Consider the following 25,481-nt stretch of genomic DNA (forward strand, 5'->3'; position numbering starts at 1 on the left):
GAATCATACCGTAAAATGGCGGCGCATACGGCACCGGCGCAACATATAGTTTGCCGGCGGTATTATAAATCCGCGTTAATGGCGAACGCCCCGCGGCGCTAACTAAATAGGCTGGTACAGATAAGGCGTGCCCAACGCCGAACCCTGAACGCCATGCTGCTGCAGATAGCGATCCAGTTCGACCATGCCGGTCCAGCGATTCTCACACCAGAGTGGAGCGAGCAACGTCGGGCGGCGGGCGCTGGCGGAAATGCGATGATAGATAATTTCCGGCGGCGTGCGGCGGATCATCTCGCCGGCGGTCGAGACATATTCCTCCAGCGACAGAGCGGGTAACCGGCCCGCGCGCCAGGCTTTGGCCATAATGCTGCCTTCGACGATGTGCAACGGATGGAGTTTGATGCCTTCCACGCCGGTTGCAACCACCCGATCGAGCGTGGAGAAACAGCGCTGCGCATCTTCGCCCGGCAGACCGACGATGAGATGACAGCAAACTTTCAAACCCCGTTCGCGGGCGCGCCGAACCGTCCGTTGGTAACATCCGAAGTCATGGCCGCGGTTAATCCGGTGCAGCGTTTTATCGCAGGCGCTCTGCAGACCGAGCTCCAGCCACACTTCATAGCCCTTATCGTGATAACCAGACAGTAAATCCAACACGCTATCCGGCACGCAGTCAGGCCGGGTGCCGACGCACAGCCCCACCATATCCGCCTGGGCCAGCGCCGCCTGATACATGCTTTGCAAGACATTAACTTCGGCATAGGTGCTGGTATAAGCCTGAAAATAGGCCAGATAGCGGCTGGCCCGGTTTATTTTCCCGGCCTGCGCGCTTAGCTGCTGGGCGATGCTGCGCTGCTGCATCTGTTCGTCGGCAAACGAAGCGACATTACAGAACGTACAGCCTCCCCGCCCCAGCGTACCGTCCCGATTCGGGCAGCTAAAACCGCCATGCAGCGTGAGCTTGTGTATCTTCTCCCCGTAACGGCGTTGAAGATTTCCACCAAACATATTGATTAATTTTTGTAATTGCATATTCTGATCAACCCTCTTGAGGAAGAGCAGCCTACTCCGTCAGCCTTTTGGCCGCGATGACGCCGATCAATCCCCCTCCCTTGATCAAAATGAATTATTATTCGCTTTTAGTGCAAATAAACTCATATTGAGGGTGATTAATTTTTCTTATCCGCTCTGCCGAACTTATTAGAAGATGACGGAAAAATGAAAAACAGTGTCATAAGTTAAAAAATTCAACAAAAGCAGTATAAGATTCCAAGAAGCAAAAATATGGCAGCATGTAGAAGAGACATTATGATATATGCATAGTGATACAGCTCACAGTTCAATCAAACCCAATAATCCCTCATTGGCATATTTTTACTAAAAAAATCATTAAGTTTCATAGGTATAACTAAATATTATTCCTTAATAACCTATATTGCATGGGTATTTGACCTGAACAGGCTTTCTCGCTAATTTGGGAATCCGCTGGAAGCTTTCCCGACAAGTTTTCGACTTGTCATATTTATGCAGTAAATGAAGACTCCCTCTAAAACAAGTCATTCATCACTTGTGAGACCGTCACGAGAGGCCAAAGAAGAGAGCGGCAGGTATACGCAGCTCAACGCCAAGGCGCCTTTCTCGCAGTAGGTTATGAGAGTCACACAGAGCCCGGGGAGGTTCACTATTATGTTGTACGATTCATCTCAAGAGAGAGACAACTGTGGTTTTGGATTAATCGCCCATATAGAAGGTGAACCGAGCCACAAGGTAGTGCGTACCGCGATTCACGCACTTGCCCGCATGCAGCACCGTGGCGCGATCCTTGCTGACGGCAAGACCGGCGACGGCTGTGGCTTATTACTTCAAAAACCCGATCGCTTCTTCCGTCTGGTGGCGGAGGAGCGCGGCTGGCGGTTAGCCAAAAACTACTCCGTCGGCATGATGTTCCTCAATCAGGACGAAGAGCTGGCCCGGGCCGCTCGCCGCATTGTCGAAGAAGAGCTGCAAAACGAAACGCTCTCCGTGCTTGGCTGGCGTGAAGTGCCGACCAATCCTGACGTATTGGGTGAAATCGCGCTGTCCTCTCTGCCGCGTATTGAGCAAATTTTCGTCAACGCCCCGGCCGGCTGGCTGCAAAGCGATATGGAACGCCGTTTGTTTATGGCGCGCCGGCGTATCGAAAAACGGATTGAAGACAAAGAATTCTACGTTTGTAGCTTCTCCAATCTGGTTACCATCTATAAAGGTTTGTGCATGCCGGCGGACCTGCCGCGCTTCTATCTCGATCTGGCCGACCTGCGTCTGGAGTCAGCGATCTGTCTGTTCCACCAGCGCTTCTCGACCAACACCGTACCACGCTGGCCGCTGGCGCAACCGTTCCGCTATCTGGCGCACAACGGCGAAATCAACACCATTGCCGGTAACCGACAATGGGCGCGCGCCCGTGCTTATAAATTCAAGACGCCGCTGATCCCCGATCTGCAAGACGCCTCCCCGTTCGTCAACGAAACCGGCTCCGACTCCAGCTCACTGGACAACATGCTGGAACTGTTCCTCAGCGGCGGTATGGATATTATCCGCGCCATGCGTCTGCTGGTGCCGCCGGCCTGGCAGAATAACCCGGATATGGATCCGGAGCTGCGCGCCTTCTTTGACTTTAACTCCATGCACATGGAGCCATGGGACGGCCCGGCGGGCATCGTGATGTCCGACGGACGCTACGCCGCCTGTAACCTGGATCGTAACGGCCTGCGCCCGGCGCGCTACGTCATCACCAAAGATAAGCTGATTACCTGCGCCTCCGAAGTGGGGATCTGGGATTACCAGCCGGATGAAGTGGTCGAAAAAGGCCGCGTCGGACCGGGCGAGCTGATGGTTATCGATACCCGTCACGGACGCATTCTGCACTCCGCCGAAACCGATGACGACCTCAAAAGCCGCCACCCGTATAAAGAGTGGATGGAGAAGAACGTTCAGCGTCTGGTGCCGTTTGAAGAGCTGCCGGACGATCAGGTCGGCAACCGCGAATTCGACGATGCCCTGCTGGAAACCTATCAGAAACAGTTTGGCTACAGCGCCGAAGAGCTGGATCAGATCCTGCGCGTGCTGGGGGAAAACGGACAGGAAGCCACCGGCTCAATGGGGGACGATACGCCATTCGCCGTGCTTTCCAGCCGCCCGCGCATTATTTATGACTACTTCCGCCAGCAGTTTGCCCAGGTGACCAACCCGCCCATCGATCCACTACGTGAAGCGCACGTGATGTCGTTGGCGACCTGCATCGGGCGTGAAATGAACGTCTTCTGCGAAGCGGAAGGACAGGCCCACCGGCTGAGCTTTAAATCGCCGATCCTGCTCTACTCCGATTTCAAACAGTTGCTCTCGCAGGATCGTCAACACTACCGCGCTGATGTGCTGGATCTGACGTTCGAACCAGAAAAGCAAACGCTGCAACAGACTATAGAAAAACTGTGCGACGCCGCCGAACACAAAGTACGCGACGGCGCGGTTCTGCTGGTGCTCTCCGACCGCGGGATTGCCGAAAAACGGCTGCCGGTGCCGGCGCCGATGGCGGTTGGCGCCATCCAACGCCGCCTGGTTGAAAAAAGCCTGCGCTGCGACGCCAACCTGATTGTCGAAACCGCCAGCGCGCGCGATCCGCACCATTTCGCCGTACTGCTCGGCTTCGGCGCCACGGCGATTTATCCTTACCTCGCTTACGAAACGCTGGCGCGGATGGTGGATAACCGCACCATTGAAAAACCCTATCGGGCAGTGATGCTGAACTACCGCAACGGCATCAACAAGGGGCTGTACAAGATCATGTCCAAAATGGGCATCTCCACCGTCGCCTCCTATCGTTGTTCCCAGCTGTTCGAAGCCGTCGGCCTGCATCGGGACGTTTCGACCCAGTGCTTCCAGGGCGTAGTCAGCCGTATCGGCGGAGCCAACTTCAGCGACTTCGAACAGGATTTGCAAAACCTCGCCAAGCGCGCCTGGCTGAAACGCAAAACCCTGGACCAGGGCGGACTGCTGAAATTCATTCACGGCGGCGAATATCACGCCTACAACCCCGACGTGGTCACCTCGTTGCAGAAGGCGGTTAAAAGCGGCGAATACAGCGATTACGAGCAATACTCCAAGCTGGTTAACCAACGCCCGACGGCGACCCTGCGCGACCTGCTGGCGTTGAAACCGCAGGAAGGCGCCGCGATCTCTATCGATGAAGTCGAACCCGCGACGGAAATGTTCAAACGTTTCGATACCGCCGCGATGTCAATCGGCGCCCTCAGCCCCGAAGCGCATGAGTCTCTGGCTGAAGCGATGAACAGTTTGGGCGGTTTCTCAAACTCCGGGGAAGGCGGTGAAGATCCGGCGCGCTACCGCACCAATAAGGTTTCCCGTATCAAACAGGTGGCCTCCGGCCGCTTTGGCGTCACGCCCGCTTATTTGGTCAACGCCGACGTCATTCAGATTAAAGTGGCGCAGGGCGCCAAGCCCGGCGAAGGCGGCCAGTTGCCCGGCGATAAAGTCACGCCTTACATCGCCAGACTGCGTTACTCCGTGCCGGGCGTGACGTTGATTTCACCGCCGCCGCACCATGATATTTACTCAATCGAAGACTTGGCGCAGCTGATTTTCGATCTGAAACAGATCAACCCGAAAGCCATGATCTCGGTAAAACTGGTTTCCGAACCGGGCGTCGGCACCATCGCCACCGGCGTGGCGAAAGCCTATGCCGATCTGATTACCATCGCCGGTTACGATGGCGGCACCGGCGCCAGCCCGCTCACCTCCGTGAAGTACGCCGGCTGTCCGTGGGAATTAGGTCTGGTGGAAACCCAGCAGGCGCTGGTCGCCAACGGTTTGCGCCATAAAATCCGCCTGCAGGTGGACGGCGGCCTGAAAACCGGACTGGACATCATCAAGGCGGCGATCCTGGGTGCGGAAAGCTTCGGTTTCGGTACCGGCCCGATGGTGGCGTTAGGCTGTAAATACCTGCGCATCTGCCACCTGAACAACTGTGCGACCGGTGTCGCCACGCAGGACGAAAAACTGCGTCGCGATCACTACCACGGTTTGCCGGAGCGCGTGACCAACTACTTTAAATTCATCGCGCATGAAACCCGGATGCTAATGGCGGAGCTAGGCGTGAGCCGACTGGTGGATTTGATCGGCCGTACCGACCTGCTGGTCGAGCTGGAGGGTTTCACCGCCAAACAGAACAAGCTGGATCTCTCCCCGCTGCTGCATACCGCCCAACCTCAGCCGGGTAAAACGCTGTACTGCACCGAGAGCAACCCGTCATTCGATAAGGGGCTGCTGAACAAAGAACTGCTGGCGCAGGCGTTGCCGCATGTGGAAGCGAAACAGAGTAAAGCGCTCTACTTTGATATCCGCAACACCGACCGTTCCGTGGGCGCGACCCTGTCTGGCGAAATTGCCGCGCAGTATGGCGACCAAGGACTGGCGAGCGATCCGATTAAAGTTTATCTCACCGGTACGGCCGGGCAGAGCTTTGGCGTCTGGAATGCGGGCGGCGTTGAGTTGGCGCTGACCGGCGATGCCAATGACTATGTCGGCAAAGGCATGGCCGGCGGCAGTATCGCCGTGCGTCCTCCGGTGGGATCGGCATTCCGCAGCCATGAAGCCAGCATTATCGGCAACACCTGTCTGTATGGCGCGACGGGCGGCAAGCTTTTCGCCGCAGGGCGCGCCGGCGAACGTTTTGCCGTACGTAACTCCGGCGCCATCACCGTCGTGGAAGGTATCGGCGATAACGGCTGTGAATATATGACAGGCGGTATCGTTTGTGTGCTGGGCCGTACCGGCGTTAACTTCGGCGCGGGTATGACCGGCGGTTTCGCCTACGTCCTGGACGAAGACGGCGAATTCCGCAAACGTGTTAACCTGGAACTGGTGGAAGTGCTGGATGTAGAACAACTGGCGATTCATGAAGAACATTTGCGCGGGCTGATTACCGAGCATGTACAGCATACCGGTTCGCAACGCGCAGAAGAGATCCTCGCTAACTGGCCGGCATGGGCATCGAAATTCGCCCTGGTGAAACCGAAGTCAAGTGATGTGAAGGCGTTGTTGGGTCACCGTAGTCGTTCCGCAGCCGAGCTGCGGGTTTTGGCGCAGTAAGAGGTCATCATGAGTCAGAATGTTTATCAATTTATCGACCTACAGCGCGTTGATCCGCCGAAAAAACCGCTGAAAATTCGTAAAATTGAGTTTATTGAAATTTACGAGCCGTTCTCGGAAAGTCAGTCCAAAGCACAGGCAGACCGCTGCCTGTCATGCGGTAACCCTTATTGCGAGTGGAAATGTCCGGTCCATAACTATATTCCCAACTGGCTGAAGCTGGCCAACGAAGGCCGCATCATTGAAGCAGCGGAGCTATCGCATCAAACCAACAGCCTGCCGGAAGTCTGTGGCCGCGTTTGCCCGCAGGATCGCCTGTGTGAAGGCTCCTGTACGCTTAATGACGAATTCGGCGCGGTCACCATCGGCAACATTGAACGCTATATCAATGACAAAGCGTTGGAAATGGGCTGGAAGCCGGATGTGTCCAACGTACTGCCAACCGGCAAACGCGTGGCGATCGTCGGCGCCGGGCCGGCAGGGCTGGCCTGCGCCGACGTCCTGGCGCGTAACGGCGTACAGACGGTGGTGTTCGATCGCCATCCTGAAATCGGCGGCCTGCTGACCTTCGGCATTCCGGCATTCAAGCTGGGAAAAGAAGTCATGGTCAAGCGCCGCGAGATTTTCAGCGGCATGGGCATTGAGTTCCGTCTGAATACCGAAGTGGGTAAAGACGTTCAGTTAAAAGAATTGCTGGCTGAATACGACTCCGTGTTCCTCGGCGTCGGCACGTATCAATCCATGCGTGGCGGGCTGGAAAACGAAGAGGCGTCGGGCGTTTATGACGCGCTGCCTTTCCTGATCGCCAACACCAAGCAGTTGATGGGCTTTGCAGCATCGCAGGAAGAGCCGTATATCACCATGCAAGGCAAGCGTGTTGTGGTTCTGGGCGGCGGCGATACCGCGATGGACTGCGTGCGTACGTCGATTCGTCAGGGCGCGACGCACGTTACCTGCGCCTATCGTCGTGATGAAGCGAACATGCCGGGTTCTAAACGCGAAGTGAAAAACGCGCGTGAGGAAGGGGTCGAGTTTAAATTCAACCTGCAGCCGCTGAGCATTGAGATCAACGGTTCAGGTGAGGTTTGCGGCGTCAGAATGGCGCGCACCGCGCTGGGCGCCCCCGATATCAATGGCCGCCGGCGCCCTGAAATCGTTGAAGGCTCAGAGCACGTACTGGAAGCGGACGCCATCGTTATGGCATTCGGCTTCCGTCCGCACAGAATGGAATGGCTGGCGGAATACGGTGTGGAATTGGATAAACAAGGCCGCATTATTGCACCGGAAGGCAACGAAAATGCCTTCCAAACCAGTAACCCTAAAATCTTTGCCGGCGGCGATGCCGTGCGCGGCTCCGATTTAGTGGTTACCGCGATTGCCGAAGGGCGCAAGGCCGCCGACGGCATCATGAACTACCTGGAAGTCTAATCCCGCCCATCCTCCCCTTCGCCGGGGAGGAATCTTTGCCATCGCGATATCGCGTAGAATCAGCGAGCGCTTTGAGCGTCGGTGTGGCAGCCATATTCACAGCGGTGTTATCCCGTATAGGATCCTGACGGCTACGCGAATTTAAATTTAAACAGAATGGGGCTTTCCCAGATATTCTCATGGAAGGGATTATTGAAACCAGCGAGACATTTCGCCTTCCAGTTCATCAAGCAACTGATAGCGGCGGCGGTATTCAGCCCGTTTCTTACTTGCTATGCTTTCAATGGGTTTACGGGGAATGCGCAGCGGTAGCTGAAAATATCCAGACGTCATTTTGCGCCCGCCGATAGATAACCAGAATTCATCATAATCAGCGTGCAATACGTCCTTCTTACTGCGATAACGCCAGTTTCGGTAAATATGACCGCCATTACCTACCGCGATAATTTGGTCAATGCCAAGATAATGCGCTAATGAACAAACGCCTTCCAGCGCCAATCGTTTGGGAAACAGTCCATAGCATGCCTTGGTCGTCTCATGAATTTCCGTGTGCGGCACTTCCTTATCCGCCCCCTGTAGACCACCGATGAATATCGTTGGCCGTTGGCCGTAATTCATCAGTATAAAGGTGATTTTCGCCAGAATAACTCCATCGGCATTACACGATAATAACGTCATTTCCCCCTCTCGGTTCAGATTAGAGAGAGAGGCCATTTTTAACATAACCTTATTACCCTGTTTATCCACGGCGTTACCAAGAACGGCAGGCTCTTTATTTAAGCATCCTAATAGCAGTTTCAAAGGCATGCGTTGTGTTATCAAGGTGTAATGATCACGCAATGCAAATAAGCATTCAAGTTTGCTCATTTTTACGGTCAGATACGGCCGGTGCAGTTTACAAGGTAAGTCGGGTTGTACATGCAGAATTTGCTCTATCAACAAATTGGATGCCAAAATATCCGCCAGACTAATAGTGAGGCGCCAATTAAATAGCGAACGGCATAGAAACTTCAAGCGGAATGAAAGTTTTTTCCATTCTTTACTTGGTATAACGTCGCCATTAACTAATGCAATCATTAACTGCCAACCGTTAGTGATTCTATTAGCCGGGAGTGGAACCACGAATTGAGACACGATAAAAACCCTTGTTTTATTAAAGAATAACGCTTGCACAGCGAGATAAATCATTTACGATACAATGAAAATTGTAAAAAAGTGGTCGTTATAATTTTCATCGAATAACAAAAATAAACCGGCCATGCTTGATGACATCATTATTCATCAACCCGTAGCCTTAATGCCTATCAACTTGATCGCCCTATTACAATCACCTTGTTCTAATATCTACATCCTTGAACAAGGTATCTAGAACAGCAATCAATATCCTTATCACTTTATTAAACCTTAGATTTTACAAGAAATGATGAAGATACTATCAAGATTCAATTAATTCGGTTTGGCATCTCTTCTCTATTAATACGGATGTAAGCCAACTCGTTATTAATGAACTGACGAGGAAAAGGCGGGGAAAAAACAAGATTAATACGATTAAGGCAACCGATAGTAATAGTTATTCTGGATTCATTTAATTTTACATTTTCTATTCTTAGAAAGAAATCGTATCGTTAAAAACGAGTTAATTGCTTCTATCAGCGTTACCTCTCCGGCGCCGCTATTTCTTGCAAAAGAGTCAGGGCCAATGCATTTTCAAGCGCCTGCAACCGAGTAGCGCCACCATCGCTCGTCAAATAATCATTTTTTGGCGATCGTCCGCTCTTCCGACATTGCCGTCACGGATAGACGAAAAGTCTTGAGCGAAGGCGAATTGAACGACCTGGCAGTAGAATCTTCTGTTTTATCTGAATCGCTCCCAATCAGGCAATATCTTGAAATATTATCTCATAAAATTACCATTAATCATCATAATCAACTACTTGGAATCTTCTATTATAGTGTCTAATATTGCCATATACATTTAGATCGATATTAACTATAACTTTAATTTATTTTAAGGAGATCACATGGCAGTTAAAGTAGCGCTTGTCACTGGTGCAGGTCAGGGAATTGGTCGTGCTATCGCGCTGCGACTGGCAAAAGACGGCTTTGCCATTTCCGCGGTAGATTACAACACAGAGACCGCCAAGAACGTCGCAGAAGAGATTAATAAAGCCGGTGGAAAAGCTATCGCCATTCAGGCCGATGTTTCCGATCGTGATGCGGTTTTTGCCGCGGTTGCAGAGACGCGGAAACAACTAGGCGACTTCAACGTTATCGTCAATAATGCGGGTATCGCGCCCAATATGCAGTTTGAAGTTACGCCGCCGGAAGTGATTGAACGCGTTAATAAAATCAACGTTAACGGCGTTATCTGGGGGATGCAGGCCGCGATTGAAGCGTTTAAATCCCTTAAGCACGGCGGCAAAATCGTTAACGCCTGTTCACAGGCCGGTCATCTGGGCAACCCCGACCTGGCGGTTTACAGCGCCAGTAAATTCGCCGTTCGCGGCCTGACGCAGAGCGTCGCGCGCGAAGTGGCGAAATACGGCATTACCGTAAATGGTTACTGCCCTGGAGTGGTCAATACGCCGATGTGGCGCGAGCGGGATCGCATCGTTTCCGAAGAAGCGGGCAAACCCGCGGGTTATGCTACAGCCGAATTCGCCAAGCAAATCACGCTGGGCCGTCTTTCCGAGCCGGAAGATGTGGCTGCCTGCGTGTCTTATCTGGCCGGCCCCGACTCTGACTATATGACCGGACAATCCTTACTGATCGATGGCGGGATGGTGTTTAGCTAATCGCCGAATCGCATACCGATGCGTAGCCGGGCCTCTGCGCCCGGTTGTTCCCCGCCGGAACAACACTAGGTGTTGTATAAATTCACGATCTCCTGCTCTGTCATTTCCCGGGTTTTCTCAGCAAACGAGTAATAGCTGGGCTTTTTGTCGATATAGATCTGAGCAACCAGTTTTTTCTCGGCATTCCCGTCAAACAGTCCAACCGGTACGAAATAGGTCTCTGGCGAGAGCAATTTAAAGAACAGGTGTGTGCCGCATACCTTACAAAACGCCCGCTCAGCCCATTCTGAAGAGCGATATGAAGTGATATTGGCTTCACCTTCTATCGATATATCGTGCTGGCAATCAACCGACATCAAAGGCCCGCCGCTCCACTTTTCACACATACCGCAATGGCAGGCGGTTACCTCTTTAATCGCTTTCGCGGTCGAAATCGTCACGCCGCCGCATAAGCAAGTTCCCTTATAGATCATAACTTCCTCCGTCACAAAAATGCACAAGACTCTACGATGAATCCCAGCAAAACATGCGCTGATTCAGAATGTAAAAAGGGCACAATCAATGTGCCCTTATATCAGTGTGATACGCTATTTAACAACCCGCAACGAGGGTCTTCCCCCTTTGGGGGGCTGGGGAGGATCGTCCTCAGGATTATCGCCTTCATCCGTCACGCCTGGCGGATTATTATCGACGATCGACATCACCGTGCCGGATGTGGCGGTTTCATCCTGGAAATCGTCAAACTCTCCCGCCGACTCATAAGCGGGTTCAGGCTCAAACATCGTGCCAGCGCCATTCTCACGAGCGTAAATAGCCAGCACCGCCGCCATGGGTACATAAACCTGGCGCGGCACGCCACCGAAGCGGGCGTTAAAACGAACGCTGTCATCAGCTAGTTCAAGGCCACCAACAGCACGAGGTGCGATATTCAGCACAATCTGCCCGTCTCGGGCAAATTCCATCGGAACCATAACACCTGGCAGGGTCACATCAATAACCAGGTGCGGCGTCAGCTGGTTATCCAGCAACCAGTCATAAAAAGCCCGTAACAAATACGGCCGACGCGGAGACAGTTGAGACAACGTCATGTCGTTTAACCTCTGGTTTGCAAACGCATTTCACGCTCAGCTTCCGTCAGGGAAGCCAGGAATGCATCACGCTCAAAGACGCGCGTCATGTAACCTTTCAATTCTTTCGCGCCAGAACCGCTTAACTCGATCCCTAATTGCGGCAAACGCCATAACAGGGGAGCCAAATAGCAGTCTACCAGGCTGAACTCTTCGCTCATGAAATACGGAGCTTCATTGAAAACGGGCGCGACCGCCAGTAATTCTTCACGCAGTTGTTTGCGAGCGGCATCGGCTTCCTGTGCGTTGCCCTGCATAATTTTATTCAGCAAAGAGTACCAGTCATTTTCAATACGATGCATCATCAGACGACTGTTGCCACGCGCTACCGGGTACACCGGCATCAACGGCGGATGGGGGAAACGTTCGTCCAGATACTCCATGATAATACGTGATTCATAGAGCGTCAGTTCACGGTCGACAAGCGTCGGCACGGAACCATAAGGATTGAGGTCAATAAGATCCTGCGGTAGATTATCCATGTCTACCTGCTCAATCTCGACACTCACACCTTTCTCCGCCAGTACAATGCGGACCTGATGGCTAAAAATGTCGGACGGACCAGAAAACAGCGTCATTACCGAACGTTTGTTGGCAGCGACAGCCATGAAAACCTCCAAGTTTATCGAGAAAATACGGCGGATAGCCGATATGCTATGTATCCTGCAAACCTATCTCTGCATTTTGTCATTCGGGGTAAAAAACCATCTGGCAAAATCAGTCGTTTTAGAAAAAACCACTTGCTGGCAAACAGGCATAAAACCGGCGGATAGTTTATCAGATTTTGTCCGTTCTGTGGGGGCACTCGCGTAATTTCATCGTTAACACACAGAAAATGAAGACTATTTTTTTTCGATAAAATTTTCGATAGCGATAATCTTACAGACAGAAAAAACCCGGCGACAAGCACCGGGTTTTTCGCATTGATTCCGCTGCAAAAACAGCAGGAAATTAACGCTTGGAGAACTGAGGACGACGGCGTGCTTTACGCAGACCGACTTTCTTACGTTCAACCTGACGAGCATCACGGGTAACGAAACCTGCTTTACGCAGTTCGCCACGCAGAGACTCATCATACTCCATCAGAGCGCGGGTGATACCGTGACGGATCGCACCAGCCTGACCAGAGATACCACCACCTTTAACGGTGATGTACAGATCCAGTTTTTCAACCATGTCTACCAGTTCCAGCGGCTGGCGAACTACCATGCGGGCAGTTTCACGGCCAAAGTACTGTTCCAGACTACGCTGGTTGATAACGATGTTACCACTGCCCGGTTTGATAAATACGCGAGCGGCGGAGCTTTTGCGGCGACCAGTGCCGTAGTATTGATTTTCAGCCATTGCCTATAATCCCGATTAAATGTCCAGAACTTGCGGTTGCTGTGCCGCGTGATTGTGCTCAGTACCCGCGTAAACTTTCAGTTTACGGAACATTGCACGACCCAGCGGGCCCTTCGGCAGCATGCCTTTAACCGCGATTTCAATCACACGCTCAGGACGGCGGGCAATCATCTCTTCAAAGGTCGCTTGTTTGATACCACCGATGTGACCGGAGTGATGGTAATACATTTTGTCGGAACGCTTGTTACCGGTTACGGCAACTTTGTCTGCGTTCAGAACGATGATGTAATCACCGGTATCAACATGCGGAGTATATTCCGCTTTATGCTTGCCGCGCAGGCGACTAGCCAGTTCAGTTGCGAGGCGACCCAAGGTCTTACCGCTCGCGTCAACAACGTACCAGTCGCGTTTTACGGTTTCTGGTTTAGCTGTAAAAGTTTTCATTAAAAGCTTACCCAATAATTAGTTACACGTTGGTGAACACCCAAACGCTCGAAAACAGTTGAGGCTCACACGACCATCAAGTCCAGCAAACCTACCCCTTCGAATAGCCATTGCCGGCACTATAAAGTTTTTGGGAAAAAAACTTCGTTGTAACGTGGGGTCGCAAGATTATAGAGAAGTCGTTATCAAAAATCGACCTTTTTTCTTGTCCGGGCCAAGAAAAATCACCGGTCTACGCTAAATGCGGCTGGCGTAAATACTCCTCGCTCTGCATTTCCTGTAGCCGGGACAAACAGCGCTGATATTCAAACTTCAGGTGTTCGCCTTGATAGACCTCAAACATGGGCGCCTGCGCGGAGATAATCAGTTTCACCCGCCGTTCATAGAATTCATCCACCAGCGCCAGGAAGCGGCGGGCCACGTTTTCATCCTTCGTCTCCATCACCGTCACGTTATGCAGCAGCACGGTATGATAGAGCTGGGACAGCGCAATATAGTCATTCTGGCTGCGGGCATCGGCACAGAGCGTGGCAAAGTCCACCGACAGCACGCCATCCCCCGCGCTAAGCGTCGGCAGAGAACGATGGTTGATCTCCAACACCGGACCGGGCGGCGCAAACGGCTTACCGGACAGCCGTGTAAACATCCGTTGCATTTCCGTTGCAACGTCGGGAGAGAGCGGCGTCAAATACAGATGCGCCTGCGTCAGCGTGCGCAACCGGTAATCGATACCCGCATCGACGTTGCGCACGTCGCAATATTGCTTAATCAATTCAATGGCCGGTAGAAAACGCGCCCGCTGCAGGCCGTTGCGATACAAATCGTCCGGCGGAATATTCGACGTGGCCACCAGGGTAATGCCGCGGGAAAATAGCGCGCGCAGCAGTTCGGCCAGCAGCATGGCATCCGTAATATCCGAGACGAAAAACTCATCAAAACACAGCACATCCGCTTCGGCTTTAAATCCGTCGGCCACCTTTTCCAGCGGATTCTCCTGTCCCTGCAGTTGGTTCAGCTCTTCATGAACGCGCAGCATAAAACGGTGAAAATGCAGCCGTAACTTTCGTTCAGTCGGCAAACTATGGAAAAACAGATCCATCAGCCAGGTTTTGCCGCGCCCTACGCCGCCCCACATGTACAAGCCCTGAACGGGAACCGCCGCGCGCTTATCGCTTAATCCCAGCCACGCGCGCCATTTTCCCAGCCGCCCTGCCTTATCGCCGCCAGAATGCGCCATGCGCCCGCATAACGCCTGATGAATGTTATCCAACTGCACCATGGTTTGATGTTGTACGTCGTCAGGCTGATATTCTCCGGCTGACAGCGCCTGCCGATAAAGCGTTAACGGTGTTGTTTGCTGCATAGTGTTCGCTATCCCTGAGAAAAAACTTAGTGATGTTTTGTCGCGCGTTGCCGTCGGTTCGAGCCGTAATCGTAGCAGTTAACCATCCTGATGCCAGAGAAGAGTCAACATTCCCTTAAGTCATCACGCTTCAGGATTCCACTCAGACAAGGTTAGCGGTTATAGTGACTATTATTAAGTGAAAATCCCTACGGAACAACGAAGTCAAAATAGGAGTCATTATGACCTGGGAGTACGCGCTGATTGGTTTAGTTGTCGGTATTATTATTGGCGCTGTCGCCATGCGCTTCGGCAATCGTAAGATGCGGCAACAGCAGGTATTACAAAACGAACTGGAAAAAAGCAAAGCGGAACTGGAAGAGTATCGTCAGGAACTGGTCGGGCATTTTGCCCGTAGCGCAGAGCTGCTGGACAACATGGCGCGTGATTACCGCCAGCTTTACCAGCACATGGCGAAAAGCTCCAACAACTTGTTGCCCGACGTTCCCGGTCAGGATAATCCCTTTAAATATCGCTTAACCGAAGCAGAGGCGGACAACGATCAGGCGCCGGTGGATATGCCTCCGCGCGACTATTCTGACGGCGCATCCGGTTTGTTGCGCGGCGAGCCCCCGCTGCGCAAGTAAACGCGCGCTGATTCAGCGTGAGGCTTGTTCCGGCCTCACGCGTTCAGCCCGCCTGTCCCCGTGAAAGCCCCCCGCGTAAGCTATGGTTACAATCTACTGACGAAACAGCAGTGAACTTTACACACCAATCGCCAGTCAGACTCTTCACCATATGTTTAAGTTTATATATCATCGTTTTATTCATCCGCAGGTTGTGAGAGAGTTAATCAACAATGAAGAAAAAATCTTTATTATTTAGTGCACTGGCGATGAGCATAGGCCTAACTCTATCATCGCTCCCGGCAGCTCACGCTACGCTGCCTGCGGTCATACCGGGGCAGCAGCAGCTTCCCAGCCTGGCTCCTATGCTGGAAAAAGTCTTACCCGCCGTGGTCAGCGTACATATCGAAGGCACCAGGACGCAGAGCCAGCGCGTGCCGGAAGAGTTCAAATTCTTCTTTGGTCCCAACGCTCCGCAAGACAAGCAAAGCGCCCGACCGTTCGCCGGATTGGGTTCCGGTGTGATTATCGATGCGGCGAAAGGCTATGTTCTGACCAATAATCACGTCATTAATAATGCTGACAAGATCCGCGTACAGTTGAATGACGGGCGTGAATACGAAGCCAAACTGATCGGCCGTGACGAGCAGAGCGATATCGCCCTGCTGCAGTTAGTCGATGCCAAAAATCTCGTTGAAATCAAAATGGCGGACTCCGATCGCCTACGCGTCGGCGATTTCGCCGTGGCCGTGGGAAACCCCTTCGGTCTTGGGCAAACGGCGACATCCGGTATTATCTCCGCACTGGGCCGCAGCGGGCTGAATCTGGAAGGGTTGGAAAACTTCATCCAGACAGACGCCTCGATTAACCGGGGCAACTCCGGCGGCGCACTGGTTAACCTGAACGGCGAACTGATCGGTATTAATACCGCCATTCTGGCTCCTGGCGGTGGCAATATCGGCATTGGCTTCGCGATCCCCAGCAATATGGCCCAGAATCTGGCTCAGCAGTTGGTTGAGTTTGGTGAAGTAAGACGGGGTCTCCTGGGCATCAAAGGCAGCGAGATGACATCCGAAATGGCGAAAGCCTTTAAGGTTGATGTGCAGCGCGGCGCTTTCGTCAGCGAGGTGCTGCCGCAATCCGCCGCGGCGAAAGCCGGGATAAAAGCGGGCGACGTGCTGACATCGCTGGATGGTAAACCGATCAGCAGCTTTGCGGAACTGCGCGCCAAGGTCGGCACAACGGCGCCGGGTAAAACCGTGAAAGTCGGCCTGCTGCGCGACGGGAAACAGATGGAAGTCAGCGTGGTGCTGGATAACAGCAACACAACCACGACCAATGCGGAAACGCTGTACCCCGCCCTGCAGGGCGCTTCGCTGACCAACGGTCAGTTGAAAAATGGCAGCAAAGGCGTCCAGATTGATAATGTCACTAAAGATTCGCCGGCCGCTCAGATAGGTCTGCAGAAAGGCGATATCATTATCGGCGTAAACCGTGAACGAGTAGAAAACATCACTCAATTGCGTAAAATTCTGGAAGCGAAACCGGTTGTTCTGGCGCTCAATATCGTGCGTGGCGACGAAACAATTTACCTGCTACTGCGTTAACGCCGAGCGCGTTTTTTAACGTCGAAGACGGCTAGCATAAAAAATCGGGCACTGCGCCATGCAGTGCCCGTTTATCTCATGGTATTCTCACGTCATAATTCTTTTTTACAGTAAAAAACACGCCCATGCTTGTTAAGTTATTCCGTTCCACACTGATTGGAGTGATCGTCGCCGGCCTTCTGCTATTCGCCTTACCGATGCTGCGAACCGGTACGCCTTTGCTTCAGAGCAGTAATGATAATAATGACAAGTACGCCGAAGATGCGCCGTTAAGCTATTACCATGGCGTACGTCGGGCCGCGCCCGCCGTGGTAAATGTTTATAACCGTGTTCCCAATCCGGATCAGTTGAATGAACTTAATGTTCAAACTCTCGGTTCCGGCGTGATTATGAGCGAAAATGGTTACATCCTAACCAATAAACATGTGATTAATAACGCACAGCAGATTCTGGTTGCACTGCAAGACGGCCGACTTTTTGAGGCGATGGTTGTTGGTTCAGATAGCTTGACCGATCTGGCCGTACTGCAGATTAACGGCGCCGGTCTGCCTGTCATTCCAATTAACCCGAACCGCACCGCGCATATCGGCGATGTGGTGATGGCGATTGGCAACCCCTACAACCTGGGGCAGACCATCACGCAGGGGATCATCAGCGCCACGGGCCGTGTCGGGCTCAGCGCCGCCGGGGATAACCGCCAGAACGGGCGGCAAAACCTTTTGCAAACCGATGCGTCAATTAACCGGGGCAACTCGGGCGGCGCCTTGGTTAATACGCTGGGCGAACTGGTTGGCATCAATACGTTGTCTTTCGATAAAAGCAGCGATGGAGAAACGCCGGAAGGCATCAGCTTCGCTATTCCTGTCGCCCTGGCGACCAAGGTGATGGACAAACTTATCCGTGATGGCCGTGTCATCCGTGGTTATATCGGCATTAACGGTATACAGATGGAAAATCTCGACCAGAAAGGCATCGAACAGGGAAGAATGAGCGGGATCCTGGTGAAAACGGTCGATCCGGGCGGACCTGCGGATAAAGCGGGCATCCAGGTTAACGATATTCTGCTGAGCGTTAACAACAAGCCTACCCGCTCGGTTATCGAAACCATGGATCAGGTGGCGGAGTTACATCCGGGCACCGTCATTCCCGTAACCATCGAACGGGATAAAAAATCGCTCACGCTGAATATGACGATTCAGGAATTTCCGGTTAACTAACCGCTCTCATTCGGCGGACAGGCGGATAACCATCCGAGGTTGATGACATAGCCCATAATGCGCCACCGTCATCCTCCGCAACCCCACGCCTGTCATTCCCGCAGTAGTGGCCGGGAATCTCCCGCTGAAACCGTAAACAGCCATTAGCTGATTCCCGCCTGCGCGGGAATGACGGGTTTGGAAGGTTTTGTCAGCGACTTTACCGGGTAGCGATAAGCCACCCGGTCTGCTTTCATTGGCTAGTCGCTTTCTTTCACGCGTTCGATATTGGCGCCCAGCGCGCGCAACTTATCTTCAATACGCTCGTAGCCACGATCGATATGGTAAATGCGATCGACCACCGTCACGCCTTCGGCGATACAGCCAGCCAGCACCAGACTGGCCGATGCGCGTAAATCCGTCGCCATAACCTGCGCGCCAGACAGTTTTTCCACACCGTGGCAGATCACCGTATTGCTTTCAATTTCCGCCTGGGCGCCCATGCGGATCAGCTCCGGCACGTGCATAAAGCGATTTTCAAAAATCGTTTCGGTAATCACACCGGTTCCTTCAGCAACCAGATTCAACAGGCTGAACTGCGCCTGCATATCCGTCGGGAAGCCGGGATGAGGCGCGGTGCGGATCGTCACGGCTTTCGGCCGCCGGCCATGCATATCCAGGCTAATCCAATCCTCGCCGGTTTCGATATCCGCCCCGGCTTCACGCAGTTTCGCCAACACCGCATCCAACGTATCGGGACGGGTATGACGGCAGACCACTTTACCGCCTGAAATCGCCGCCGCGACAAGGAACGTCCCGGTTTCAATACGGTCCGGCAACACACGATAGACACCGCCGCCCAAACGCGCGACGCCTTCAATGACGACCTTGTCGCTGCCCGCGCCGCTGATTTTCGCGCCCAGCGTATTCAGGAAGTTCGCCGTATCGACGATTTCCGGCTCGCGCGCCGCGTTTTCGATGACGGTGGTTCCTTCGGCCAGCGTTGCCGCGCTCATGATGGTCACCGTGGCGCCCACGCTGACCTTATCCATCACGATGTGCGCCCCTTGCAGACGCCCCTTCACCGAAGCCTTGACATAGCCCTCTTCCAGGGTGATTTCCGCCCCAAGCTGTTCAAGGCCGCTGATATGTAAATCAACCGGACGCGCACCGATGGCGCACCCGCCGGGCAGTGAAACCTGTCCTTGTCCAAAACGCGCCACCAGCGGCCCCAAGGCCCAGATGGAAGCCCGCATGGTTTTTACCAAATCATAAGGCGCACAGAATACATTAACCTCGCTGGCGTCAACGTGTACCGAACCATTACGTTCAACGCGCGCGCCCAGCTGGCTGAGGAGTTTCATCGTGGTATCAATGTCTCTCAGCTTTGGTACATTCTGGATTTCCACCGGCTCTTCCGCGAGCAAAGCGGCAAACAGGATGGGCAGGGCCGCATTCTTGGCCCCGGAAACGGTGACTTCACCAGTGAGCCGGGTTGGCCCCTGCACACGAAATTTATCCATAGCGGCTGTTTCTCAGTGTTTCAAATTCAATATTGCGTCACATGGCCGCAGGCTTAAAAACCATTAAGCTTACGGTCGCGCTGCCATTCTTCCGGCGTATATGCCTTGATTGACAGGGCGTGGATGCGGTTGTCCGCGATATACTCCGTCAGTGGAGTATAAACGGCCTGCTGCTTTTTCACTCGACTCATTCCGGCGAACAGCTCACCTACGGCAATGACCTGAAAGTGGCTGCCATCGCCGGATACGTGGACTTCCTCCAGCGCCAATGCATTCATCAGCACATCTTTAATTTCGTTATTTTCCATCGCTCTCGATTTCTATGTCAGGGGGGGATGATAAACAGGGTGGTATATTAGTTGAATACGGCGCTGTCTTAAACAAGGAAAAAGCCCCTAATGTGCAACGCCAAAAGGGGATACGGATAACATATTGTCGAGACTGGCTATACGCCTGACTCAACAGGAATGATTTCATTCAGGTTATACAGTGCGATTAGCGTTTTTAACCGATCGCCCGCCCCGATGATTCTCAGCTCTCCCCCATTCAGCGAGCGCTGGTAATAAAAATGAATCAACAAAGCCAGACCGGCGGAGTCGACCCGGCTTAGTCCAGACACATCCAGCGTGGTCTTATCTGCCAGTAACATCTCACGCTGTTGCCAGAGCGGCAACAGCGTTTCACGATCCAGACCACCGGCTAAAACCAGCGTTGCTTGCTGTGACTGCCAGCTCAGTGCATTATCCATTTTTCTTACCCAGATTAGTTTTGCTTATCCAGCGTAATGGGTTGTTTCGACGCCGCTTCCAACTGCTGGGTCAGGCCATCAACGCCTTTCTGGCGCAGCGTCGTCGCCCATTCATTTTGCTTGGTGGTAATCATACTGACGCCTTCGGCAATCATGTCATAAGCCTGCCAATAGCCGGTTTGCGTATTCTTGCGCCACTGGAAATCAAGGCGAACCGGCGGACGGCCGCCGCTATCGATAATCGTCACGCGAATGGCGATAATATTGGCGTCGCCCAACGGCTGCTCAGGCGCGATCTGATAGGTTTGTCCGTGATATAGCGCCAGCGCCTGGCCGTATGCCTGTTCCAGATAGGCTTCAAAAGCCTTGAAATAGGCATCGCGTTGCGCCGGCGTGGCATCTTTATAGTAACGGCCGAGGACCAATGCGCCGGCATATCTGATCTGCACATACGGCAGCAGTTCTTCGCGCACAACGTTACGCAGATAGTCCGGATTTTGTCTGATGCGCGGCTGCTCGGTTTTCAGGCGGGTAAAAGTTTTTTCCGCCGCTTCGCTCATCAGGCGGTAAGGATTCGTTTGATCCGCGGCGCTGGCCAATGGCGCAACCACCAGCAAAGCCACTATCAGTAAACGTTTAAACATGCAGCTATCCTCTTATGGATGTGAAGTTACGGGTTGATCCTGAGGCGCAGGTGCCGCCGTCGCATCTGCGGCCGGCGCCGAATTCCCCTGCCCGGCATTATCCTCGTTGTTGCCGCCGCTCTTATATAAGAATTGACCGATGAGATCCTCCAGCACCATGGCTGACTTGGTGTCCTGAATGACGCCGCCGTCTTTCAGGATCGACGTTCCCATCTCCTCATCCTCAAAACCGATATTCAACGCCAGATACTGTTCGCCCAACAGGCCGGACGTGCGGATAGCCAGAGAGCTGGTGTCCGGAATATGGTCGTAACGTTGCTCGATATCCATCGCCACGCGAGGAAGGTACGTTTTCTCGTCAAGAGAAATATCCGCAACCCTGCCTATAACTACGCCGCCGACTCTTATCGGCGAACGGGCCTTCAACCCGCCGATATTGTCAAACGTCGCGTATAAACGATAGGTAGGCTCGCTGCCGATTGACTTGAGATCGGCCACTCTCAGACACAAAAAGATAATGGCGAACAGCGCAATCAGTATAAATACGCCAACCCAGATTTCATTTTTCTTTGTTTGCATCGACTCAGTTCCCAAACATCAGTGCTGTCAGCACAAAATCCAATCCCAATACCGCTAATGATGAATGCACGACGGTACGGGTCGTTGCACGGCTGATCCCTTCTGAAGTAGGAATCGCATCATAACCATTAAACAGCGCAATCCAGGTCACCGTGATGGCGAAAACCACGCTTTTAATCAAGCAGTTCAGCATGTCCTGCCGCCACTCAACGGCCCCCTGCATGGCCGACCAGAAAAATCCGCTATCTATGCCCTTCCAGTCAACGCCGACCAACGATCCGCCCCAGATACCAATGGCGACAAAGATGATCGTCAACAGCGGCATACTGATTACCCCAGCCCAGAAACGCGGGGCCACCACGCGCCTTAGCGGATCGACCGCCATCATTTCCATGCTGGAAAGCTGCTCGGTGGCCTTCATCAGGCCAATCTCCGCCGTCAGTGCCGAACCGGCGCGACCGGCAAACAGCAACGCCGTGACGACCGGGCCGAGCTCGCGCAGCAACGATAGGGCGACCATCATCCCCAGACTGGCTTCAGCGCTATAGGTGGTCAGAACAAGATAACCCTGCAGCCCCAGCACCATGCCGATGAACAGGCCGGATACCATAATAATCAACAGCGACTGCACACCCACGCTGTAAAGCTGTTTGATGAGCTGCGGCCACTGTTTCCTGAATTCAGGCTTGCCCACTAATGCATTGAACAGCATCAGTCCGGCACGGCCAAAAGAAGCACAGGTAGAAATTCCCTGACGTCCCAGCGACGCCAATGCCTGTAAAAACATGAATTATTTAACCCCCAGATGAACCTAGCAGTGCGGTTTTATAGTCACCCGCCGGATAACGGAAAGGAACCGGCCCGTCGGCGACGCCGTCCAGAAACTGACGTACGCGGGAGTCATCGTTCATTTGCAATTGCGCCGTCGTGCCTTCAGCCACAACCTGCTGCTCGGCGATGATGTAAGCGTAGTCGGCGATGCTCATCACTTCCGGCACATCATGAGAAACGACGACGCAGGTGACGCCCAGTGCGTGATTCAGTTCATCAATTAGCTTCACCAGCGTTCCCATGGTTATCGGATCCTGACCGACGAAAGGTTCATCAAACATAATCAGTTGCGGATCAAGCGCAATCGCCCGCGCCAGCGCGGCGCGACGGGCCATCCCGCCGGAAAGCTCGGCGGGCATCAGCGAGGCGGCGCCGCGCAGGCCCACCGCCTCCAGTTTCATCATGACGGTGCTGTGCAACAGCGGCTCCGGCAAACGGCTGTGCTCGCGCAGCGGCCAGGCGACGTTATCGAACACGTTCAGGTCGGTGAATAACGCGCCGGATTGAAACAACATGCTCATTTTTTTACGGGCTTCATACAGCGCAGAACGTGAAAGCGCCGGAATGTTGTCGCCATCAAACCAGATTTCACCGCTATCCGGCGGTATCTGCCCGCCAATCAAGCGCAACAATGTCGTTTTACCGATACCGGAAGGCCCCATAATCGCGGTGATCTTCCCCCTGGGAACATTGAGCGTGATATCGGTGAAAATCTGCCGTTTCCCGCGCCGAAAATTCAGACCGCGAATTTCAACCAGATTAGTAGTCTCATGGTCCATTATCTTATATTCCTTACCGATCAGCATATTACGTATGTTCGTTCCGGTTTAACGAATAACTGTAATATGAACGTATCTATAAAGCGTAACGGCCGCCCTTGTCCGTGGCCCGAATTTTACAAAAAATTACGGTAACTTCTTGTCTAAAGGGGCTGAAACAAAACTGCCATAGGTTTTACTTTTCCGCCTCACGCAGTCAGAATTAGCGCTAATGATGAAAAGCATCCTTTTCGTTCAGAATTCGTCCAAAACTGCTGGTTTACATCGCTTAAGCCAGTAATTATACCTCAATAAAGGACGCTGCATGCTTTTTGCAACCGTACTCTTGATAGTTGGTTTGGTATTACTGGTCTATGGCGCCGATCGTCTGGTCTATGGCGCGGCGGTTCTCGCGCGTTCTTTTGGCATATCCCCGCTGATTATCGGTATCACCATCGTCGGGTTCGGAACCTCTCTGCCAGAACTGATTGTGTCCGTCACGGCGGCGTTAAACCAACAGATCGATATGGCCGTGGGTAACGTTTTGGGCTCAAATATTGCGAATATTCTGTTAATCCTCGGCAGCGCCGCGTTGATCCGCCCTTTAACGGTTCATTCCGAACTGCTGCGCCGCGAATTTCCGCTTATGCTGTTGGTCACCGTTTTATGCGGCTTTCTGCTGCATGATAGTTACCTGAGCCGCACGGACGGCGTGTTACTGTTGATCGCCGCCGGACTGTTTATGCTGCTGATGTTCAGAATGACGCGTCTGGCCCAGCAGGATGGCTCCGATGCCCTGGCGCAGGAACAGTTGGCGGAATTGCCGCAGGAAGACAGCAATCAGACGGTCGCCATCTTATGGCTGATCCTCGGCCTGATTATTCTGCCGATGGCCGCTCGCATGGTGATCGATAACGCCACCGTGATAGCCCGCCATTTTCACATCAGCGAATTGACCATCGGCCTGACCGTTCTGGCGATCGGCACCAGCCTGCCGGAATTGGCGACGGCGATTGTTGGCACGCTGAAAAAAGAAGATGATATTGCGCTGGGCAATCTGATTGGCTCGAATATTTTTAATATCGCGATCGTTCTGGGCGTACCGGCGCTGCTTTCTCCGGGAGCGCTCAACCCACTGGCATTCCAGCGCGATTACTGGGTCATGCTGGGGGCCAGCGCGCTGCTGACCGCGCTTTGCCTCAGCAAAAAACGCTGCATCGGACAAGGCGCCGGCGCACTTTTATTATGTGCTTTCATCGCTTACCTTTCGGCGTTGTTCTTTTTTCCCTAACCAGAACATCAAAACAAGCAGGATTATCCAGGTATGTCACATTTTGAACTACAACCCGGTTTTGATTTTCAGCAAGCAGGTAAACAGGTACTGAACATTGAACGCGACGGGCTGGCGCAACTCGACCAATACATCGACGGCAACTTCACCCAGGCCTGTGAAAAGATATTCTACTGCCAGGGGAAAGTGGTGGTGATGGGCATGGGGAAATCCGGCCATGTCGGTTGCAAAATGGCCGCCACCTTCGCCAGCACCGGCACCCCGGCGTTTTTCGTCCATCCGGGTGAAGCCAGCCACGGCGATCTGGGAATGGTCACGCCGCACGATATTGTGATAGCCATTTCCAACTCCGGCGAATCCAATGAAATTTTATCGCTGATCCCGGTATTGAAACGCCAGAAAATTTTCCTGATCTGCATGACGGGCAACCCTGAAAGCACGATGGGAAAAGCCGCCGACATCCATCTATGCGTTCACGTTCCGCAGGAAGCCTGCCCGCTTGGGCTGGCGCCCACCAGCAGCACGACGGCGACGCTGGTGATGGGCGACGCCATGGCGGTGGCGCTATTACAGGCGCGCGGTTTCACCGCCGAAGATTTTGCCTTATCCCACCCCGGCGGCGCACTGGGTCGCAAACTGCTGCTGCGCGTCAGCGATATAATGCACTCCGGCGATGAAATCCCGCACGTTCCCCTTGACGCCTCTCTGCGTGACGCGCTGCTGGAAATTACGCGCAAAAATCTGGGGATGACGGTAATCTGCGACGCGGAGATGAATATCCAGGGGATCTTCACCGACGGCGACCTGCGCAGAATATTCGACATGAATATTGACTTGAACAGCGCCCGTATTGCTGATGTTATGACCGCGGGCGGCATTCGCGTTACGCCGCAAACGCTGGCGGTGGATGCCCTGAATCTGATGCAATCCCGCCACATTACATCGTTGCTGGTCGCGGAGAACAGCCGGCTGCTCGGTATCGTTCACATGCACGATATGCTGCGTGCCGGCGTCGTGTGATCCCATACTGTAGAGTGAAAGAAGCAAGGAT

23 protein-coding genes are annotated in these 25,481 nt (G+C 53.2%); 8 read left to right on the top strand and 15 right to left on the bottom strand.

Going from position 1 to position 25,481, the window contains the following annotated elements:
* Positions 1 to 102 precede the first annotated feature (102 nt).
* Positions 103 to 1,032, bottom strand: a complete 930-nt coding sequence (gene mnmL, locus ACN28R_RS16955; RefSeq protein WP_095835023.1) for a tRNA modification radical SAM protein MnmL/YtqA — start codon at positions 1,030 to 1,032, stop codon at positions 103 to 105.
* 654 nt (positions 1,033 to 1,686) lie between these two features.
* On the opposite strand from mnmL, the gene gltB reads away from it, so the two are divergent.
* Positions 1,687 to 6,147: a glutamate synthase large subunit gene (gene gltB / locus ACN28R_RS16960; RefSeq protein ID WP_095835024.1), complete on the top strand. Its 4,461-nt coding sequence runs from the start codon at positions 1,687 to 1,689 to the stop codon at positions 6,145 to 6,147.
* A 9-nt stretch (positions 6,148 to 6,156) separates the two neighbouring features.
* Complete coding sequence (locus tag ACN28R_RS16965) at positions 6,157 to 7,575, top strand: glutamate synthase small subunit (RefSeq protein ID WP_095835025.1); 1,419 nt, start codon at positions 6,157 to 6,159, stop codon at positions 7,573 to 7,575.
* A 189-nt stretch (positions 7,576 to 7,764) separates the two neighbouring features.
* On the opposite strand, the gene ACN28R_RS16970 is transcribed toward ACN28R_RS16965, so the two are convergent.
* Positions 7,765 to 8,709: a VirK/YbjX family protein gene (locus ACN28R_RS16970; protein WP_095835837.1), complete on the bottom strand. Its 945-nt coding sequence runs from the start codon at positions 8,707 to 8,709 to the stop codon at positions 7,765 to 7,767.
* 887 nt (positions 8,710 to 9,596) lie between these two features.
* Between ACN28R_RS16970 and ACN28R_RS16975 the strand changes: the two genes are divergently transcribed.
* On the top strand, positions 9,597 to 10,370 hold the full coding sequence (locus ACN28R_RS16975; RefSeq protein WP_048636499.1) for a (S)-acetoin forming diacetyl reductase: 774 nt from the start codon (positions 9,597 to 9,599) through the stop codon (positions 10,368 to 10,370).
* Between the two features lie 65 nt (positions 10,371 to 10,435).
* On the opposite strand, the gene ACN28R_RS16980 is transcribed toward ACN28R_RS16975, so the two are convergent.
* The 6 genes from ACN28R_RS16980 to zapE form a co-directional block, all read right to left on the bottom strand.
* Positions 10,436 to 10,843, bottom strand: coding sequence for a GFA family protein (locus tag ACN28R_RS16980; protein ID WP_310794037.1), 408 nt, complete (start codon positions 10,841 to 10,843; stop codon positions 10,436 to 10,438).
* A 114-nt stretch (positions 10,844 to 10,957) separates the two neighbouring features.
* The gene (gene sspB, locus ACN28R_RS16985; protein ID WP_095835026.1) at positions 10,958 to 11,458 is read right to left on the bottom strand and encodes a ClpXP protease specificity-enhancing factor; all 501 of its coding nucleotides are present in this window, start codon (positions 11,456 to 11,458) and stop codon (positions 10,958 to 10,960) included.
* A gap of 5 nt (positions 11,459 to 11,463) precedes the next feature.
* The gene (sspA, locus tag ACN28R_RS16990; protein WP_048636501.1) at positions 11,464 to 12,105 is read right to left on the bottom strand and encodes a stringent starvation protein SspA; all 642 of its coding nucleotides are present in this window, start codon (positions 12,103 to 12,105) and stop codon (positions 11,464 to 11,466) included.
* Between the two features lie 343 nt (positions 12,106 to 12,448).
* Positions 12,449 to 12,841: a 30S ribosomal protein S9 gene (rpsI, locus tag ACN28R_RS16995; protein WP_048636503.1), complete on the bottom strand. Its 393-nt coding sequence runs from the start codon at positions 12,839 to 12,841 to the stop codon at positions 12,449 to 12,451.
* 15 nt (positions 12,842 to 12,856) lie between these two features.
* Positions 12,857 to 13,285, bottom strand: coding sequence for a 50S ribosomal protein L13 (gene rplM, locus ACN28R_RS17000; RefSeq protein ID WP_048636504.1), 429 nt, complete (start codon positions 13,283 to 13,285; stop codon positions 12,857 to 12,859).
* Positions 13,286 to 13,517: 232 nt separating this feature from the next.
* Positions 13,518 to 14,648 (bottom strand): cell division protein ZapE, encoded by a 1,131-nt coding sequence (gene zapE, locus ACN28R_RS17005; RefSeq protein ID WP_095835027.1) that lies wholly within the window; start codon positions 14,646 to 14,648, stop codon positions 13,518 to 13,520.
* Positions 14,649 to 14,869: 221 nt separating this feature from the next.
* On the opposite strand from zapE, the gene zapG reads away from it, so the two are divergent.
* The 3 genes from zapG (at position 14,870) to degS (ending at position 18,077) form a co-directional block, all read left to right on the top strand.
* Positions 14,870 to 15,274 (top strand): Z-ring associated protein ZapG, encoded by a 405-nt coding sequence (gene zapG / locus ACN28R_RS17010; RefSeq protein WP_048636506.1) that lies wholly within the window; start codon positions 14,870 to 14,872, stop codon positions 15,272 to 15,274.
* Positions 15,275 to 15,486: 212 nt separating this feature from the next.
* Entirely contained in the window at positions 15,487 to 16,860 is a 1,374-nt protein-coding gene (gene degQ, locus ACN28R_RS17015; RefSeq protein WP_095835028.1) for a serine endoprotease DegQ, read from the top strand.
* Between the two features lie 125 nt (positions 16,861 to 16,985).
* A complete protein-coding gene (gene degS, locus ACN28R_RS17020; RefSeq protein ID WP_048636508.1) occupies positions 16,986 to 18,077 on the top strand; it encodes an outer membrane-stress sensor serine endopeptidase DegS in 1,092 nt (363 codons plus the stop codon).
* Positions 18,078 to 18,316: 239 nt separating this feature from the next.
* On the opposite strand, the gene murA is transcribed toward degS, so the two are convergent.
* From murA to mlaF, 7 genes are all read right to left on the bottom strand, one after another.
* The gene (murA, locus tag ACN28R_RS17025; RefSeq protein WP_048636509.1) at positions 18,317 to 19,579 is read right to left on the bottom strand and encodes a UDP-N-acetylglucosamine 1-carboxyvinyltransferase; all 1,263 of its coding nucleotides are present in this window, start codon (positions 19,577 to 19,579) and stop codon (positions 18,317 to 18,319) included.
* A gap of 53 nt (positions 19,580 to 19,632) precedes the next feature.
* On the bottom strand, positions 19,633 to 19,887 hold the full coding sequence (gene ibaG / locus ACN28R_RS17030) for a BolA family iron metabolism protein IbaG (RefSeq protein ID WP_048636510.1): 255 nt from the start codon (positions 19,885 to 19,887) through the stop codon (positions 19,633 to 19,635).
* 137 nt (positions 19,888 to 20,024) lie between these two features.
* On the bottom strand, positions 20,025 to 20,327 hold the full coding sequence (mlaB, locus tag ACN28R_RS17035) for a lipid asymmetry maintenance protein MlaB (RefSeq protein ID WP_048636511.1): 303 nt from the start codon (positions 20,325 to 20,327) through the stop codon (positions 20,025 to 20,027).
* A 14-nt stretch (positions 20,328 to 20,341) separates the two neighbouring features.
* The gene (gene mlaC / locus ACN28R_RS17040) at positions 20,342 to 20,971 is read right to left on the bottom strand and encodes a phospholipid-binding protein MlaC (RefSeq protein WP_048636512.1); all 630 of its coding nucleotides are present in this window, start codon (positions 20,969 to 20,971) and stop codon (positions 20,342 to 20,344) included.
* Between the two features lie 12 nt (positions 20,972 to 20,983).
* The gene (mlaD, locus tag ACN28R_RS17045; RefSeq protein WP_048636513.1) at positions 20,984 to 21,550 is read right to left on the bottom strand and encodes an outer membrane lipid asymmetry maintenance protein MlaD; all 567 of its coding nucleotides are present in this window, start codon (positions 21,548 to 21,550) and stop codon (positions 20,984 to 20,986) included.
* A 4-nt stretch (positions 21,551 to 21,554) separates the two neighbouring features.
* Positions 21,555 to 22,337: a lipid asymmetry maintenance ABC transporter permease subunit MlaE gene (gene mlaE, locus ACN28R_RS17050; RefSeq protein ID WP_048636514.1), complete on the bottom strand. Its 783-nt coding sequence runs from the start codon at positions 22,335 to 22,337 to the stop codon at positions 21,555 to 21,557.
* Positions 22,338 to 22,344: 7 nt separating this feature from the next.
* Positions 22,345 to 23,160 (bottom strand): phospholipid ABC transporter ATP-binding protein MlaF, encoded by an 816-nt coding sequence (mlaF, locus tag ACN28R_RS17055; protein WP_095835029.1) that lies wholly within the window; start codon positions 23,158 to 23,160, stop codon positions 22,345 to 22,347.
* 304 nt (positions 23,161 to 23,464) lie between these two features.
* Between mlaF and ACN28R_RS17060 the strand changes: the two genes are divergently transcribed.
* Together ACN28R_RS17060 and kdsD are read left to right on the top strand one after the other, a co-directional pair.
* Positions 23,465 to 24,430 carry a calcium/sodium antiporter gene (locus tag ACN28R_RS17060; RefSeq protein WP_095835030.1) on the top strand — a complete coding sequence of 322 codons (966 nt, stop codon included), beginning with the start codon at positions 23,465 to 23,467 and terminating at the stop codon, positions 24,428 to 24,430.
* A 33-nt stretch (positions 24,431 to 24,463) separates the two neighbouring features.
* Entirely contained in the window at positions 24,464 to 25,450 is a 987-nt protein-coding gene (kdsD, locus tag ACN28R_RS17065) for an arabinose-5-phosphate isomerase KdsD (RefSeq protein WP_095835031.1), read from the top strand.
* Positions 25,451 to 25,481: the final 31 nt, after the last annotated feature.

Source organism: Brenneria goodwinii (genome assembly GCF_002291445.1).
In the GTDB taxonomy this organism is placed as follows: domain Bacteria; phylum Pseudomonadota; class Gammaproteobacteria; order Enterobacterales; family Enterobacteriaceae; genus Brenneria; species Brenneria goodwinii.